Below are 15,882 nucleotides of genomic sequence, written 5' to 3' on the forward strand. Positions count from 1 at the left end.
ATCATGATCGATCATAAGAATCATAAAAATCAGCGTTCAATAAGACCTAAAGAGATGAAAAAACTACTGCTATTCAGCGCATTGCTCCTCTCTCTAACCGCCTGCACCGACACTATCGACGTGGATGTAGAGGGGGGCGAAACACAACTGGCTGTCGATGGCGAGATCACCGATCAACCCGGCCCGTATACCATAAAGCTTACCGAAACAGTCTACGCCTTCGGTTCCGATGCGCCACCCGCCGTTCGCGGAGCTACGGTGTTGCTGGCCGACAGTCAGGGAAAGGTAGATACCCTCCGCGAGACATCGCCAGGTACGTATCAGACCCGCAGCCTTCGGGGCCGGGTAGGCAACAGCTACACGCTGACCATCGGAAATACCCGATTCGGGACCTATAAGGCGACGACTGAAATCAGACGTCCTACACCCATCGATTCGGTGTATGCCGAGTATCGGGACATTGTGCCGGGCACGACCAGCAGCGGCTACCTCATTCGCTATAACTACACCGATCCGAAGGGCGTAGGCGATAATTTCCGGGCCAAACTGTATCAGGGTACCGGTAGCGAAGCAGCCAAACTGCTGAATAAACCCTTCAACCTGAGCTTCGTGCAGGATATCTACAACGACGGTCAAACGGTGAAGGATGTACTGACCACGCCCGAAAAGTTCGAGAAAGGCGACCGGGCGGTGCTGGTGCTGGCTTCGCTGACCAACGATGCCTATCTGTTTCTGAACGAACTGCAACAGCAAACCAACAACGGCGGCCTGTTTGCTAACCCACCCGCCAACGTCCGCACGAACATCGTCAATACCGACGCCAACGGCAAAAAGGCGGTCGGGTACTTCTTCGGGTCGGCCATCACAACCCGCACCACGACGGTAAACTGACCCAGCCAAAACGACCTCGACGTATGATTGCCGAACTGAAAGAAGCCAACAAAATTTACGAGACCCCAGCGGGTGTGTTTACGGCGCTGGATAAAACTACGCTGGTCATCAACGAGGCTGAACTGCTCTTGATTATAGGACCATCCGGTTCGGGAAAGACAACCCTGCTCTCGCTGATTGGTTGCCTGATCGATCCAACCGAAGGTGACGTCTGGCTACAAGGGCAATCGGTCCGCGAGATGTCGGCGAAGCAAATGGCCGACGCCCGCCTGAATCTGGTTGGATTCGTGTTTCAGCAGTTCAACCTGTTGGCTCCGTTGACAGCCGAGGAAAACGTGGCGTTTCCGCTTCAGATGCAACGGCTACCGAGCGTTGACATCAAACGCCGAACGGCCGAGGCACTCGCCAAAGTGAACATGACCGACCACCGCCGAAAATCCCCCAAACAGCTTTCGGGTGGGCAGCAGCAGCGTATCGCCATTGCGCGGGCACTGGTTACCAACCCGAAACTGGTGCTGTGCGACGAACCAACGGCCTCGCTCGACAAAGAGAGCGTCGACATTGTGATGGATGAACTACGGTTACTATCCCGGGCGGGTAAGGCGGTGGCCGTTGTGACGCACGACCCACGCCTGAGCGCCTATGCCGACCGCGTTATCGAAGTTAACAGCGGCATTGCCAGGCCCATAACCCTGGAACGCTGATGTATGGGGCCATTCCGATTTATGTTCCGCTAATCGACCACGAAAAAACATGAAGACGTTCCCCTATTTGCTCTTGAGTTTTGCTGTTTTCGCCAGTTGTACCAAAAAGGAGACGCCGAACGTAGCCTCGGTCAAACCCATTAGTCAGGTGGTTGGCATTGCCCGGATCGAACCTGAGCAGGGCCTGATCGAGGTGAGCGCCGGTGCGTCGGGGCGCATAACTAGCCTGCCCGTGGCCGAAAATGCGCTGGCAACGAAAGGAGAGCCGATACTGATCATCGACTCCTCGACAGATCAGGCGCAGGTGACGCAAGCCAGAGCCAAAATCGGTACGCAGCGGGCGGCCATTGCGGCACAGGAAGCCAGTATTGCTGGCCTGAAAATTCTGGCCGACAAAGCACAGGCCGATTATGAGTTGAACCAGAAACTGCTGGCCGTAAAAGGAGTTACCGGGCAGACCCTGCGCGAAAGTGAAGTGAACGCAGCCAAAGCCCAACAGGATTATCAGAAGGGATTGACTGACCTGAAACAGACCACCGCTAAAATCACCGAGCTAAACGCCGACGTTGCTTATTACGCCACCGTGGCTGTCCAGAAAACGGTAAAATCGCCCTACACCGGCAAGCTGCTCGAATGGAAAGTGGCTGTTGGCGACTATGTGACGGCTGCTACCGCTGTGGCCCAACTAGCCCCCGCCGGTAGGTTGATCGCCCGCACCGAGGTAGACGAACTCTTTGCCGAACGGGTCAAAATTGGGCAAAAAGCCGATGTTTTCTCGCAGGCAACGGGGAAGCGCATCGGGTCGGGCGTGGTCTACTTCACCGCCGATTTTCTGAAGAGAAAGTCGCTCTTCGCCGATGAAACCTCGCAGGAAGACCGGCGGGTACGTGAGGTACGTATCCGTCTCAACCCCGATGCGTCGGTGCTCATCAATGGCCGTGTCGATTGTACTATCTATCTAAGTCAATAGAACGCTGATTCTTATGATTAATCCTGATCGATCATAAAAATCACAATGATCTGTGTGCCAACTGGAACGCTGATTCTTATGATCGTTATGATCTGTTATGATTAATTATAAAAATCATAATGATCTGTGTTCCATAAAATCATCATCATGCTACAGACAGCTTACAGATTCATCACTTACGATACCAGCAAAATGTTGGGTATTCTGGCGGGAATCATCATGTCGGTTGTGCTGATCGGGATGCAGTTAGGCATCTTCACCAACATGACCGAAAACGTGCAGGGACTTGCCCTCAAATATAGCGACTATGTGTGGGTGATCAGCCAAAAAACGCAGTCGGCGATGCAGCTACAGGCCATCGACGTGCGCGTGGGCCGGCAATTACAGTCCATTCCGGGAGTGCAGCGGGTTTATCCGTTGGTGTTGGCATCGGGTTCGGCCAAATCGCCCAACGGGTCTAAATCAGCCCTTACGTTTCAGCTTATTGGCGTACAGCCACCCAGGTACGTTGGCGCAGCCACCCGATACGCACCCGGCACCAACCTCGACGACCTGATGAATGAAGGCGCCGTCATTCTGGATCGCAGTGCTATTCCTACCATGGACAGCATTCAGGTAGGCGACCATTTCACGATCAACGACCAGCGCGTTTACGTCAGTGGGTTGTCAATTGGCATGACAGGGTTTGGCTCGTCGTATGCCATTACCACCCTCGAACGAGCCCGTAAGCTGAGCGGCCAAAGCACCGATTTTGTCAATGCCTACCTCGTTGCAGTTGATACCACTCAGGCCACACGTCAGGAGGTGGCTACCCGGATTATGACTGAAATGGGCACTATACGGGCGGTATTGGGTCGGGAGCTAGGGGGCGATACACTCCGGTTTATGCTGGCCACCAGCAACGTAGCCGTCAGTTTCGGCATGATGGTCATGTTTGCGCTGGTAGCCGGGTTCATCATTGTGGGGCTTACCCTCTATGCCTCAGTCAACGACCGCATCCGGGATTACGGCACCATAAAGGCGATCGGCGGCAGCAACGGCCTGATCCGACGGCTCATTCTGACACAGGCGGTGCTTTATGCTGTGCTGGGGTTCGGCATCGCCTATGGCCTGCTGATGCTTACTCGGCAGGCAATGGCGGGGGGCGTCATGGAAGTGAATTACCCCGGTTGGCTCATCGGGGCGCTGGTGGGTGTTACGCTATTGATCAGCGTAGTCAGCAGCCTGATCGCGCTCCGGAAAATCACCCGACTCGAACCCGTGCAGATCTTCAGGATGTAGCTAGCTTGATGGAACGCTGATTTTTATGATCGTTATGATCTATCATAATTAATCATAAGAATCATAAAAATCAGCGTTCCATAAAATCACTTCCTGTTGTTGCTAAACACTTTACGCTTATGCTGGGGCGTACGGCCGAAATTGAGCAATAACCCCACTTCGATATTGGTTGCCCGGAGGTAGTTGGTGAGTTGCGCTTCATGTTCAGGCACCAGACCTTCGGCCGCTTTCAATTCAACAATAACGAACCCGTTGATCACTAGATCGGCGTAGTACAGCCCCACTTTCTGCCCATCGTAAAACACGTCGATCGGTTGCTGCCTCACGCACGACATACCCATTTTGGTCAACTCGATATGCATGGCGTTTTCATAGACTTTCTCAAGAAAACCGTAGCCCAGGGTATTGTAGACTTTGTAAAACGATTTAAGAATCTGGTCGGTGAGGTCTGAATGCTGGTAGTTGCTGTTCATGTCAGTTACGGATGAAAATCATACGAATCATAAAATCAGCGTTCCAGTTGGCACACAGATCATTATGATTTTTATGATAGATCATGATTAATCATACGAATCATAAAAATCAGCGTTCAATATGGCACTGAAAACCAAAAAATGGATCATCATAGCCAGTAGCCTCCTCGCGCTAACGGCACCAGAGAACCACGCCCAAACCCGGCTACGTTTACAGGATGCCCTCACCATTGGGCTAACCAACCGCTACGATGCGCAAGCGAATCGAACGAACATCAGCCTGGCCGAAAACACGGTGCAACAACGACGTCTCGACTGGATGCCGGAGCTTAATTTGTCGGGTAATGTGCGCTACAACACCCAGTTGCAAACGACCGTCATACCGGCGGGGGCGTTTCCGGGCGTAACCGAATCGCAGCGGCTGGCTTTCGGCACGCGCAACAACACGTTTTTCGCCCTCGACCTGACCCAGCCGATTTACAAACCAGAACTGAAAACCGACGCGAAACTGGCTCTGAATAGTCTGGCGATTAAGAAAGAGCAGCATAACCAACAACAAACCAGCCTGAGAGTACAGATTGCCGAAACGTACCTGAACGTGTTGCTCAAGGAACTACAGCGCGACCTGGCCCAGGCCGATCAGCAGCGATATACCGCTTATTTGGCCATCGCCGAAGGACGATACAAAGCGGGTACGTTGCTTGAATCGGACTATCTACAGGCTAAACTCGACGCCCAGAACGCCGACATTGACGCCCGGAAGGCAACGCAGAATTACCAGTTGGCCCTCGACAATCTGCGTTACCGCCTTAACCTGCCCGGCGACACGGCTCTGGAACTGACCGACCGGCTCGACCCTGATGCCTTAACCGATTACCAGCTTCCGGCACTGAGCAGTTACGGGCAACGCTCTGAAATTCGGCAGTTATATCTTCAGCAGGAACAATACGGGCTAAACAGCCAGAAAATCCGCGATGGGCTAAAGCCGGGGTTGTCATTCTACGCTAACTATTCGACGCAGTTTCAGGATAACAGCCTTAACTATACCCGCGATGCCTGGAGCAATTTTAACTACGTGGGCCTGAAACTGAACGTACCGCTATCGGCGCAATTCAGGAAACGGACCAGCCTGCTTGACTATCAGCTCCGGTTGCAGCAAACGGCCTTGACCCTGCGGCAAACCGAAGCCGACATTACCTACGAAATCCGTAAAAACCAGACCGATCTGACCAACGCTACCCAGAACCTACGCGCCACTAAAGCCAGTTTGGCGTTGTCGAAACAGCTATACCAAATCCAGCAGGATAAGTACCGGCTTGGGGTAACGCTGTACAGCACGATACTGGATACCGAACGATCGTTGCGAGCGGCCGAGCAAAACCACATTGAAGCGGCTTATGCCTATTTGGTAGCGAAACTAAACTATGAAAAAGCAACAGGCCTTTACTGATCTTTTCTTTGTAGCTGACGTTGTTACTAACCGGCACCGGGTTGACTCGTTCAGATTTTGTGTGGACCATTTTGCTACTATCAATGCTGAACGAGAACCTTGGAGATGAGTCGGTTAAACAGATGTCATGTCCTGGTTTGGCAGTCAACCTTTTTTATACAGTCAGGCCAACTTCAACATCTTTTTCAGGAAGTATTGTACATACATCGGGTTCTGAATGCGGGCCGATTGGTCATCGTCTTCAGATCTGCCGCCGTTCCCCTGCTGGGGCTTTCTTCTAATTATGGCTCAGCTTGCTCTCCTGGCTAAACCTTATTCCGGTCCATGTAGCCAGTATTTGCTCTCTTTTCAGGAAGTGCATGAAACAACGGCGTACAACACCCTGCTTACTGCAAACAAAGGGAAACGACTACCCGATTATTCGTGTAAATCACGTCGGTCCGTAGCGTTTGAATCGGATTCGTTAAGGCTGCTTTTATGCTTTGTGAAACTGTTTACAAGGCTACCGCAATCGCCAGTAAACCCGCCAGCCTGGTCTGAAGAGCCCAAACCTGACCGCTTCAGACCAGGCTGGGACAGGTCGGGAGTCAATTGATTACCAGGCGGGCTGGTACGTATTCAGGGCAAAACTCAGCTGAACGACGGATAAAAAAACAAGTAGAGGCAAGAGATTCATCGTCATATCTACCTCTATTTTTTGAGTCCCGTTAGATCGGAATCTATTATTATTTGCCCGTTCCCTGCATTCACTTTTGCCGAAAACTTGTCGTTTAATTCAGTGTTTCCAAAAGTCTTGACATGAATTTTCTTTCCGGCAACCCCATTAGTTATCAGTTCAAACTCACCATCGTTATGGAACGAGCATCCGTAGATAGTAATACTCGTTTTGAGGTAGTCGGTCATGGCTTTGTTGCTCACGAATTTGATGGTGTTGTTTCGGATGCTCGAATTACTGATGGTGACCAGATCGACGGGTGTGGCTATCGATAAAAAGGGGATCGGTTTGTTGTGCAGCACCCGCACGTTATCGAAGCTCAGTTGCTCTTGCAGTGGTATGGCTGCGCCCGGATAGTACGAGCGGCTGTATTTATCGTTATCGAAGTGAATAGAAAGCCCGATACGAGGTTTTTCTAAAAAAATGTTCCGAAAAATCACATTGCGAACACCTGCGGTGTAAGTGATGTCGTTCTGCACCACCCCCCAATTTATGCCATCGAGCACTTGACTCCCTTTGTCGTGAGTAGGTCGTGTTTTCGAGGTATATATTGTGCCGTCCGGTTTCGCCTGTACGCGGTAGAGTTTTCCGTTAGAAACGACCGCATCCGATTGTTGAACGGCCATTCCTTCCTGCCAGTCCGTCCAGGCTCCTGCCAGAATCCGGCAGAAATACCCGGTGGTGTTTTCGGCGTTCAGGTCATGGCAATTTTCAATTACCCCGTTTTCGATCCAGCCCAGTTCGGGGTTTCCCGTGGCATAATCGTGGGCATTGAGGGCAATGGCATCGTCGAAGGTTTGGAAAACCCCATTCCGGACGGTAAACCGTTTCCCCCGACCGAAGTGCACACCATCTTTTTCACCTTTGATAATCACGTCGTCGATAATGACATCTTCGAACGTGCAGATGTGAATGCCATATTGCGCTTTGCCCAGGTCGAGGCACCGAAACCGATTGATGCGGAGGTCTTTTACATAAAAGAAGGCCAACTGCCCGTGCAGGCCGTAGGCTTCGTTGAACTTCCGGACATCCATTCCGTTGACAATGATCTGTAATCCGTCGACGGTGATGTGCTCGTTGTAGGTTTTGGTCGCGGCCCCTTTGTTGATAAAAACGTGCGAAAAATCTTCCTTCTCGTTTACCTTCTTGATAAATACCCCATCGCCAAACACCAGCGAGGTATGGCTGCCCAGATAAACCGTACCACCCAGTTTATACGTACCTGGCTGGCTCACGATAATGGTGCCGCCCAGATCGACGGCTTTTTGCAAGGCCAGGGCGTTTTCCAAACCTGTGGCGGATGGCGAAAAACCGAACGAAGCGGCATCGGTAAAACCAACCCGGTCAGCCGTACTGGTTTTTTTAGATTGCGCCGACAACGAACAAATCGACATCACAAACAAAAGAAGAAAAATGGGGAGAGGGCTGATTTTCATTACGGTTGCTATGTGGGTACGGATTATTTAACCAGCATCAATGATCGAATTATGAAATGTTTCCTAACTAATCTGTTAGTTTCATATAGCCAATTGCTTTAACTCTCTCTCGCTCAGCGCCCGGTCGAACACGGCCAGACCACCAATTTGCCCCTTGAAAAAGTTACCCATTCCGCTTTTTAACAGAACCGCTCCCACCGTGAAATCCGAACCATTATTGCCCATGCCGTCAGGATAGGCGTAAGGATTTTTGGATTGGGTAAGTCCATCGGGGTATCCCGCAAAGCCTTTGGTGTTGTTGATCAATTCGGGGGCTCGCTGCTCAAACACCCCATTCAAATACGAGCGAATCTCGTTTCCGTCGTAGGTGAAGGCCACACAAACCCACTCGTTAGCCGGGACTTCCTGCTTACTGGCCGAGTAGTCGATGGAATAGGGGAAGGGGGGCGTGGGTTTGCCCGTCCGGGAGATATGGCCACACACCTGATTGCGGCCGTTGTAATACGGCAGAGAGACGAATAAGCCGTACTGGCGTTTGCCGCCGTTCTGATATTCGTTCCACATGCCGCCCACAAAACCGGTTTGTTCACCCGTCCACTTGACCCAGGCCAGCACCGTTACGCCCTGCTTCTTGCCGTGGATGTTGAGTTTTCCGGTTTCGGTATGGGGCAGCGAGAGGTAGGCTTTGTTGCCAAACCGGGTCGAGTAGCCCGACAGTGGCCCCTCGGGCAGGCGGGGTAGTGTTCCGTTTTGTTCAGTCAAAGCAAATGCTGCCTGCCCGAGGGCTTTTCTGGGTTGGCCTTCGGGTTCGTTGAAGTCCCAGAGGGCTACCAGGTTTTTGGTGGCGTTGAGTTGGTTCAGCCGCCGAGTTCTTGTATCGTGTGCGTCTAGTTCGGCAACCAGTTGCGCCATCATGCCCATGCCAAACTGGAGGATGGTGCCTTTCGTTTTTCGCTGGAACGTCTCTCCGCCCTCTTTCATGTTGGAGTGGGCCACGGCGGTCAGAAAGCCGTCGGGTGTGAGTCGTCCATAGAGGGCGTTGAGTGCTTTCCGGGCCGCCCGGTCGGCATCGGCTCCCAGCCAGCCCCGGCGTACCCCAATGGCCAGTGCGGCTCCGATACCCGCCGTGCCAGAGGTTTCGGGGGCCGTTTGCGGATCGTCGGCAAAGACCCGCCAAAGTCCCTCTTCGGTTTGGTAAGGCAGTAAAAATCGGGCGGTACGTTGTAATTCGGTAATCAAATCGGCCGGTGGACTGGGTAAGGCATCCAGACTTTTGGCGAGCCCTAACACGTACCAGGCCACACCCCGCGACCATAGTTTGTAGGTACGTTGCGGGTTGCCGTTTCTGTAATGCCGGAGCCAGATAGCGCCCTGTGCATCGACAAGTCGGTCACGACGCAAACGAAGTTGGGTGATCGATTTTTCGGCCAGGTCCGGGCGGTTGAGTTGGTTGGCCAGTACGGCCAATGGCCAGCCCACGGTATAATTTCCTTCGGCGGCTGTCTGACTTCCATCAATAATGCCGCCTTCAGAGTCTTCCTTTTTCGTCCAGAACGCCAAGGCTTTGTCTATTTCGGGGTGTCGTGGGTCGTTCAAAGCCAATTGAGCAATACAAAGCGTAGCCTCGATACTGCCATCCATCTCGGGTGCTTGTCCTTTCTCAAAAATGAGTTTCAGGTGGTCGTTCAGGGCTTGCCGACAGGCGTTGTTGGGCGGCAAATTGGCCGATAAAGCCGCCAAACCATCCAGCACGCAGCCTTCCTGCCAGCCATAATTGGTCAGACTGCTGCGGGAGGCCATCTGCCGGATGAATTCGTCTTTGGTGGGTACTTGACCCGGTACGAGCAGGTGCGGGTAAAAAGCCGGTGGAACGTCGGCAGAAGGAATAAAGAAGGTGACGGGATTACCTTTGCCCCGGCAACGGATTTTCAGGCCACTGTCTAAAACGGTTTTCAGTTTCTCTTTTGGAATCAGCCATTCGATTAGTTGAAAGGAAGCCGAGATAGACAAATCCATGGTGCCGATGGGTCGATTATCGGCGCTCAGCACCTCAAGGTACTGGAACGTCCGCTGCCCCGACACCAGACAGAGTCTGAAACGGGGCGTGTTGCCCAAGGTGTTGGCCCGTACACCTTTCCAGCGTAGCAGCAGGTAGCTTGCCGTATCGTCGGTTTGGAGCGTAATGCCTTTACCCGACATATGAATGCTGCTCAGGCGATTGAACTCATTGACTACCCCCGTGCCGCTGATGGTCGGGATGAGGTATTGAGCCGGTTGGGTTTGTGAAACAGATTGCCCTGCTACCATCCGCGTAGCAAAAAATAGTAGTAGACCGTAAATGGTTGCCCGTTGCTTGAAAATCCGGCTCATTGTGAAACGCCAATCGAGGTTTAGTTTTTAATGACCAAAGGTCGTCGGTTCGGTTTAAACCGTTCGCCGAAGCCTGAATTATTGGGTTCATAGGGCTCTACAAACGTGGCATTCACGCCATTTTGGGGGATTCGCTTTTCGAGACCAAGTGCCCAATAGATGCCGTTCAGGGCCAGTTTTCGCATAGAGACGTCTTTGAAATCGTACGGATGGCCAAGCGTTGTAAAGAACACCCGCGCGGTTTTGCCCCGTTTTCCCGTGTAGCTTTTGGTCCAGGCAACGGGCTGGGTAATCGGGAATTTGTCGAGCTTCCCTTCCATTTCATGTTTCGACTTCAGCGACTTGCCTTCCAGGAAAGGTACGCAGTCGCCGTTCAGTTTCCAGTCGCCACCGTCAACATGGTAGAGCCACGAATAGGCCTGAAAGGGTTGGAATCCGTTCAGTATGGGTGTGTTGCTGCTGGGTTTTACGTACACCGATGTCAGCGGGTTCTTTCCATCGTCGAAATGCCCGTGATGCACAATCCACTGTTGGCCAAAGACGGTGGCTGGCCAATAGTTATTGAGATAAGCCATCGACGAATCGGTTTTGTACATAAACGTGTGGGTTGCCGTCCGGAAGCCAACCATGGGTTTGCCACTTTCGGCGTAGTCCGTTATCCACTTAGCCTGCTCTTTCGGGAGTTCGCGCCAGCGGGCAAAAACCACCATCAAATCAGCCGTTTTCAAGGCTTCCAGCCCCACAATGTTGTTGATGATGTTGGGGTTAATCACACCCTTGTCGTCCAGCGGGTAGCAAAGGCTTATCCGGGCTCCCAGCTCGCGGTGCAAGAGTTGCCCCAGCATGGGCATCGACTCTTCGGAGCGATATTCTTCGTCGCCAATGACAAAGACAATATGCGGTTTTTTGGACTGTGCAACGGTAGCGATGACGCCTAACAACAGCAGGGTCACACTCAATAAGGTTACTCGTATCGTAGTCATATGGCTCGTTTCAGTAAGTTATCCTTCGTTTGGGTGTTGGTTCAGCAACTCCTGGGGGGTGTAAAAGCCCTTCCTGGTTTTGGTTTCTTCGCGTATCGTTTTCACTTTTTCGGGGGTGATTAAGTTAGGGGCAACATTGCCAAACGAATTGCGGACGTAATTCAGTACCGCAGCCAGTTCTTCATCCGTCATCATCCCGCCGTAAGGGGTCATGGGTACGTTGCCGGGGTACTTTTTCCCGTTGACATCTATGGGGCCATACAGTCCGTGCATGACCAGTTTTATCAGCCGGTCGGTGTTGCCGGTCACCCAGCTGCTCCTGGCAAGCGGGGGAAACCCGGACGATTCGAGGCCCGCCCCATCGGGCTGATGACAGGTTACGCAGTAGCCCTCCCGGTTATAAAGGGCTTCGCCTTTCGCGAACAGCGGGCTGGTTTTGTCGACCTTTTTCTGAAGGTTAGAATCCTTGATGTCTTTCGACGGCTTTTTGATGTAGTTGTAGGTGATTCTTAGCCAGTCGTCCATGGGCCGTTTTGCTACATGCTGCTGGATGACAGCGGCCGTGCCTTTATCCAGCCAGGTACTCGCGGCCAGCGCTTCCATGCGTACCCGGCCATTTTTATCGGTAGACGCCTGAACAAACACCTGCGGCTGATTGGGGAGCTGCGACCCCGTGAACCGAGCCACATGCACAGCGGCCGCCCGTACCCGCGCATCGGGCGACTGGAGCAAGGCACGCAGTAAGGTTGCATCCAGTTTGTTGATGCCCCAGCTCACCCAAAGGGCTTCCAGCCGATGATGCTCGTAGGCTTTATCGGCCGGGGTAAGCTGGCTTACCCAACGCTGAAGTTTGCTGTAGACCTCGTTTTTATCCAGGCTTCTCAGTGCCCGTTTAGACCGGTAGCGGGTTCGGTATTCGGGTAGTTTCAGGTTATCCAGCAATTCTTCGATGCGGGCTCCCGCTACGTTTGCTGGTTTTACCAATGGTCTGGACGGGTAGGTAATCCGGTAAATTCGGCCATGTACGTGGTCGCGGAGCGGGTCACGGGCGTTATGCTGCATGTGGCCGATCAAGACGTTGTGCCAGTCGGCCAGATACAGCGACCCATCGGGAGCAAATTCCATGTCGACCGGCCGGAAGTTAGGATCGCTGGAACGCAGCAGGTCCATCCGGTGCTTGGCCTTGAAACCGGTGCCATCGTCCACAATTTGGTGCATTTTGGTCCCCAAAAAACCAATCGTATTGTTGAGGAGCAAATCGCCCTGTATCTCGTCGGGAAAGTGGCGACTTGAGACGAACTCCAGGCCGGAGGTTGGCCGAACCCGGTGCTGTTCCTCAATCAGGTTTTTGCCGGGTGGGGACGAGTACCCATAAATGGGCTTCAACGTACCTGGATTCAGCCAGTAGACGTTGGGGTTGGAGGTGGCCTCGACAAACCCCTGCCCCCAGGCATCGAAAGCCGTTCCCCAGGGGTTTGTGACGGGAATCTGGGCGATGCGCTCCAGTTTCTTCTGGTTTGGGTTGTAGCGCATAAATCCGCCATGCGTGGCCCGCACCGTGCCGTAGGGAGTTTCGACATTCGAGTGGAGGAAGATACCTTCCCCCATATAAATTGCCCCCGACGGGTCGGCACAGAAAGCGTGAATGACATGGTGCGAATCGTGATCATCGAATCCGCTCAGCAGTATTTCCACCTTATCCGCCCTGTCGTCGCCGTTGGTGTCGGTATACAGTTTGAGGTTCGTTCCCTGGGCTATATATACGCCTTCGGGAGCCAGTTCAAACCCGGTGGGCAGGTGCAGTTTATCGGCAAAAACGGTTTGCTTATCGGCTTTAAAATCGCCGTCGGTATCTTCCAGAATCAGCAACTTGTCGTTGGGCAGCGGGTCGCCGGGTCGGTAATGCGGGTAGGTCGGCATCACGGCCACCCAAAGTCGCCCCTTGTCATCGAAGGCCAGCTGCGAGGGATTGGCCAAATCGGGGAACTCTTTTTCGGAGGCAAACAGGTCGATGTTGAAACCGGGTGCTATGGTAAACTTGTCGAGGGCCTCTTGTCCATAGAGGTAGCGCATGGACTCGCCCAGTTTATAATTGGTCTCTATCGGTTTCAAAACCTTTGTCCGGGCATCGGCTTTGGCCAGATCATAGGGTTTGCCGTTAGCAACAGACCAAATGAGCGTATCCCGATTGGCGGTCATTTGCCGCAGCTTTTCCAGTTCGTCGGGGTAATTGTCGGGGCCGAATGGTTTGTAACGGCGCCCGTAAATGTGTACGCCATTCGGGATTTTATAATCGTTGTGCCAGCAGTAATCCTTTTCCAGAACGGCCTGCCGCAACGGCTGTCGGCGGCTTTCATCAACAGGAGCAGCAGGGGCGGCAAACAGGCCATCCACCAGCAGGGGCGTCAGTTTCTGGTATCCTTTTTCCGTCAGCTGACACCCGTCGATGGTGAGTTCTTCGCCGGTAGCGAACCATTGCTTTGTCGGTGTGAAAACATCCAGAAAGAGCACCTTATGTTTGGCGGCAATGTCGGCCATGGCCTGGGTATAGAGGGCCAGGTTGCGGTTTTCATTGATCCCGTTGGGCAGGTCGTATTTTTTGGATAGATCCTGAAATGCAATAGGCGATACCAGGGCCAGTTGGGGGGCACTTTTCCCGTTGTATTGCTGAGCCAGGGTATGCACCACAAAGGCCTCCAGCTCGGCCTTGAACGCCGGAAGACCTTTTACGCCCGCAAACGACTCGCTATACCCAAAGAACGCAATGACAACATCGGTTTTCAGATTCGTCAGCCATTCGTCCGGTTTGGGGAAATTCCCTTCACTGTCGGATGGTTCGGCGTATTCCTTTTGAAATTTCTCGGCCCCGGCAAACGCCCAGGGGTCATTGCGGGCCGAATGAGGCCGGAAACCCGGTGTATCGCCCCCGTCACACAGGTTCCGGATAAAGAGTTGCTGTTTAGGAAAGCGGAGGTGTAGTTCGGTGTCGAACGTCCCATAGTTCATCAGGCGGGACCCAAGATTATTGCCAATCAGGGCAATGTGGGCGTCTTTCGTTAGCTCAATTTTTCGCTCCAGAACCGGTTGAAACGAACTGCTGATGAACGCAACAAATGCCCCAATAATGACCGCCAGGGCCAGTGATCGGTTTAGTATTATTTTCTTCATGGTCTATTTCGTCAGGTGCTGCTTATCCGTCGACGGTAATTTTATCAATGTGTACTGATGCGCCACGGGCACAGCCGCCCGATACGCTTTTTCTCTCAACTCGTCCAGCGCCTTTTTATAGGTTTCTTCCAGCGGCTTCAGCAACAGATACTTGTCGAATTGAGTCTGGTAATATGTGCTGTTAGAGGCTGTTTGGTATTTCTGGGCGTAACGGGCGGCCAGAAAGGCCTTAACGGCCTGTAAATCTTCTCTATTTTTGCATTCCTTCAGATGCCCGATTTCGACCCATTTTATCGTTCTCAAATTGGCTTCGTTGCGCCACAGATCAGCCAGTATCGCCCTGACTGCCAACGCCTGTTTGTACTGCGGGCTGTGGCTGTATTCGGCTAGATTGATGCCCTTTTTGAGTTGCTCAGCCGTAAGTGTGTCCACAACCGTTGTATCGATCAAGACCTGATACGCACCTGCCGGGAGATTTGTGACGGCCAATTCTTGCTGGTTCAGTTCGCGGGTAAACGGCACCAGGGCCAGGGCTTGTTTCTGGTTCTCCACGGTCGCGAAAGGCAGGGCGTTTTCCTTTACTGTAAAACGCAGGCGTTTTTGGTCTTTTTTCACGCTGAGTACGACACCGTTTTGACCCGTTTGCCGGGCCTCTCCCCGATCTCGATCAATCAATATCCTGCTCACGTACCCAGGAGACTGCATGGACGTCAAAAACTGATAAGCCATGATCAAATGCCCGGCCGATGCCGGATGAACTCTGTCCGGCCCAATGATCGTGGCCGTTGGGTCTTTTTTCTGCAGGTCCGTGTTGATAGCATTCAGAATAGTCCAGTAATCAACGATGGGTAGCCGGTATTTTCGAGCCAGTTCTTCGGTGTAGTCCGCGCATTGTTTCAGGGCATCGTTTACCCCGAGATTAGTCGCCGTTTTCAACCGCGCTGTTTGGTCATAAATAGTTGGTTTTTGTAAAATGACCTTTATGTTCCTGCCAGAAAATACCCGCACTAGGCTGTCGAGATTGGCTTTGTAAACCCGGATGGCTTCCCGCCGTTGGGTCAGCGTGTCGGTATCCGTAGTGGGTTTTGGCCCGTAAAGCGACCGTTTCACGTCATTCATCCCGATCATCAGGACCACATGGGTGGGGTTATGCACCAGAATGTCGTCGTCCATCCGGCTAAGGATGCCACCCGTTACATCACCCGAAATACCACAGTTGAAAAAGGTTACCGGCTTTTCGGGAAACCGGGTTACGTAATACTGAAAGATGTTATGATGAAATTCGCCGTTGTTGGTAATGCTGTTCCCCACAAAAGCGACCCGATCCCCTTTCTGAAAAAGCAATGGCTGGGCCAGACCGACAAAATGGAGGAAGCAGCAAAAACAGAAAATACTGATTTTCATAGACGAATATTAAAGTTGCATTTTCAGGGTCTCATGC

At 52.6% G+C, this 15,882-nt stretch carries 11 protein-coding genes; 5 read left to right on the forward strand and 6 right to left on the reverse strand.

The annotated features are described in order from the left end of the window. The first annotated feature begins 54 nt into the window (after positions 1-54). The 4 genes from EQG79_RS09530 to EQG79_RS09545 all read left to right on the forward strand — a co-directional run bounded on the left by EQG79_RS09530 (position 55) and on the right by EQG79_RS09545 (position 3,846). Positions 55-891 (forward strand): DUF4249 domain-containing protein, encoded by an 837-nt coding sequence (locus EQG79_RS09530; protein WP_165358871.1) that lies wholly within the window; start codon positions 55-57, stop codon positions 889-891. Positions 892-914: 23 nt separating this feature from the next. Next, positions 915-1,595 (forward strand): ABC transporter ATP-binding protein, encoded by a 681-nt coding sequence (locus EQG79_RS09535; protein WP_129601332.1) that lies wholly within the window; start codon positions 915-917, stop codon positions 1,593-1,595. A 49-nt stretch (positions 1,596-1,644) separates the two neighbouring features. Continuing rightward, positions 1,645-2,565: an HlyD family secretion protein gene (locus EQG79_RS09540; protein ID WP_077921833.1), complete on the forward strand. Its 921-nt coding sequence runs from the start codon at positions 1,645-1,647 to the stop codon at positions 2,563-2,565. 147 nt (positions 2,566-2,712) lie between these two features. After that, the gene (locus EQG79_RS09545; protein WP_129601333.1) at positions 2,713-3,846 is read left to right on the forward strand and encodes an ABC transporter permease; all 1,134 of its coding nucleotides are present in this window, start codon (positions 2,713-2,715) and stop codon (positions 3,844-3,846) included. Between the two features lie 86 nt (positions 3,847-3,932). Here the strand turns inward: EQG79_RS09545 and EQG79_RS09550 are convergent, their stop codons facing one another. After that, positions 3,933-4,319, reverse strand: coding sequence for a GxxExxY protein (locus EQG79_RS09550; RefSeq protein ID WP_077921835.1), 387 nt, complete (start codon positions 4,317-4,319; stop codon positions 3,933-3,935). A gap of 121 nt (positions 4,320-4,440) precedes the next feature. On the opposite strand from EQG79_RS09550, the gene EQG79_RS09555 reads away from it, so the two are divergent. Continuing rightward, positions 4,441-5,769 (forward strand): TolC family protein, encoded by a 1,329-nt coding sequence (locus EQG79_RS09555; RefSeq protein WP_129601334.1) that lies wholly within the window; start codon positions 4,441-4,443, stop codon positions 5,767-5,769. 690 nt (positions 5,770-6,459) lie between these two features. On the opposite strand, the gene EQG79_RS09560 is transcribed toward EQG79_RS09555, so the two are convergent. The 5 genes from EQG79_RS09560 to EQG79_RS09580 form a co-directional block, all read right to left on the reverse strand. Beyond that, the gene (locus EQG79_RS09560) at positions 6,460-7,920 is read right to left on the reverse strand and encodes a glycoside hydrolase family protein (protein WP_129601335.1); all 1,461 of its coding nucleotides are present in this window, start codon (positions 7,918-7,920) and stop codon (positions 6,460-6,462) included. 81 nt (positions 7,921-8,001) lie between these two features. Continuing rightward, positions 8,002-10,290: a glycoside hydrolase family 88 protein gene (locus EQG79_RS30955; RefSeq protein WP_165358872.1), complete on the reverse strand. Its 2,289-nt coding sequence runs from the start codon at positions 10,288-10,290 to the stop codon at positions 8,002-8,004. Positions 10,291-10,310: 20 nt separating this feature from the next. Continuing rightward, positions 10,311-11,273 (reverse strand): ThuA domain-containing protein, encoded by a 963-nt coding sequence (locus EQG79_RS09570; protein WP_129601336.1) that lies wholly within the window; start codon positions 11,271-11,273, stop codon positions 10,311-10,313. A gap of 18 nt (positions 11,274-11,291) precedes the next feature. Further along, on the reverse strand, positions 11,292-14,441 hold the full coding sequence (locus tag EQG79_RS09575) for a PVC-type heme-binding CxxCH protein (protein WP_129601337.1): 3,150 nt from the start codon (positions 14,439-14,441) through the stop codon (positions 11,292-11,294). A gap of 3 nt (positions 14,442-14,444) precedes the next feature. Next, positions 14,445-15,845 carry an SGNH/GDSL hydrolase family protein gene (locus tag EQG79_RS09580; protein WP_129601338.1) on the reverse strand — a complete coding sequence of 467 codons (1,401 nt, stop codon included), beginning with the start codon at positions 15,843-15,845 and terminating at the stop codon, positions 14,445-14,447. Positions 15,846-15,882: the final 37 nt, after the last annotated feature.

Origin of the sequence: Spirosoma sordidisoli (assembly GCF_004138325.1) — a bacterium.
GTDB lineage: Bacteria > Bacteroidota > Bacteroidia > Cytophagales > Spirosomataceae > Spirosoma > Spirosoma sordidisoli.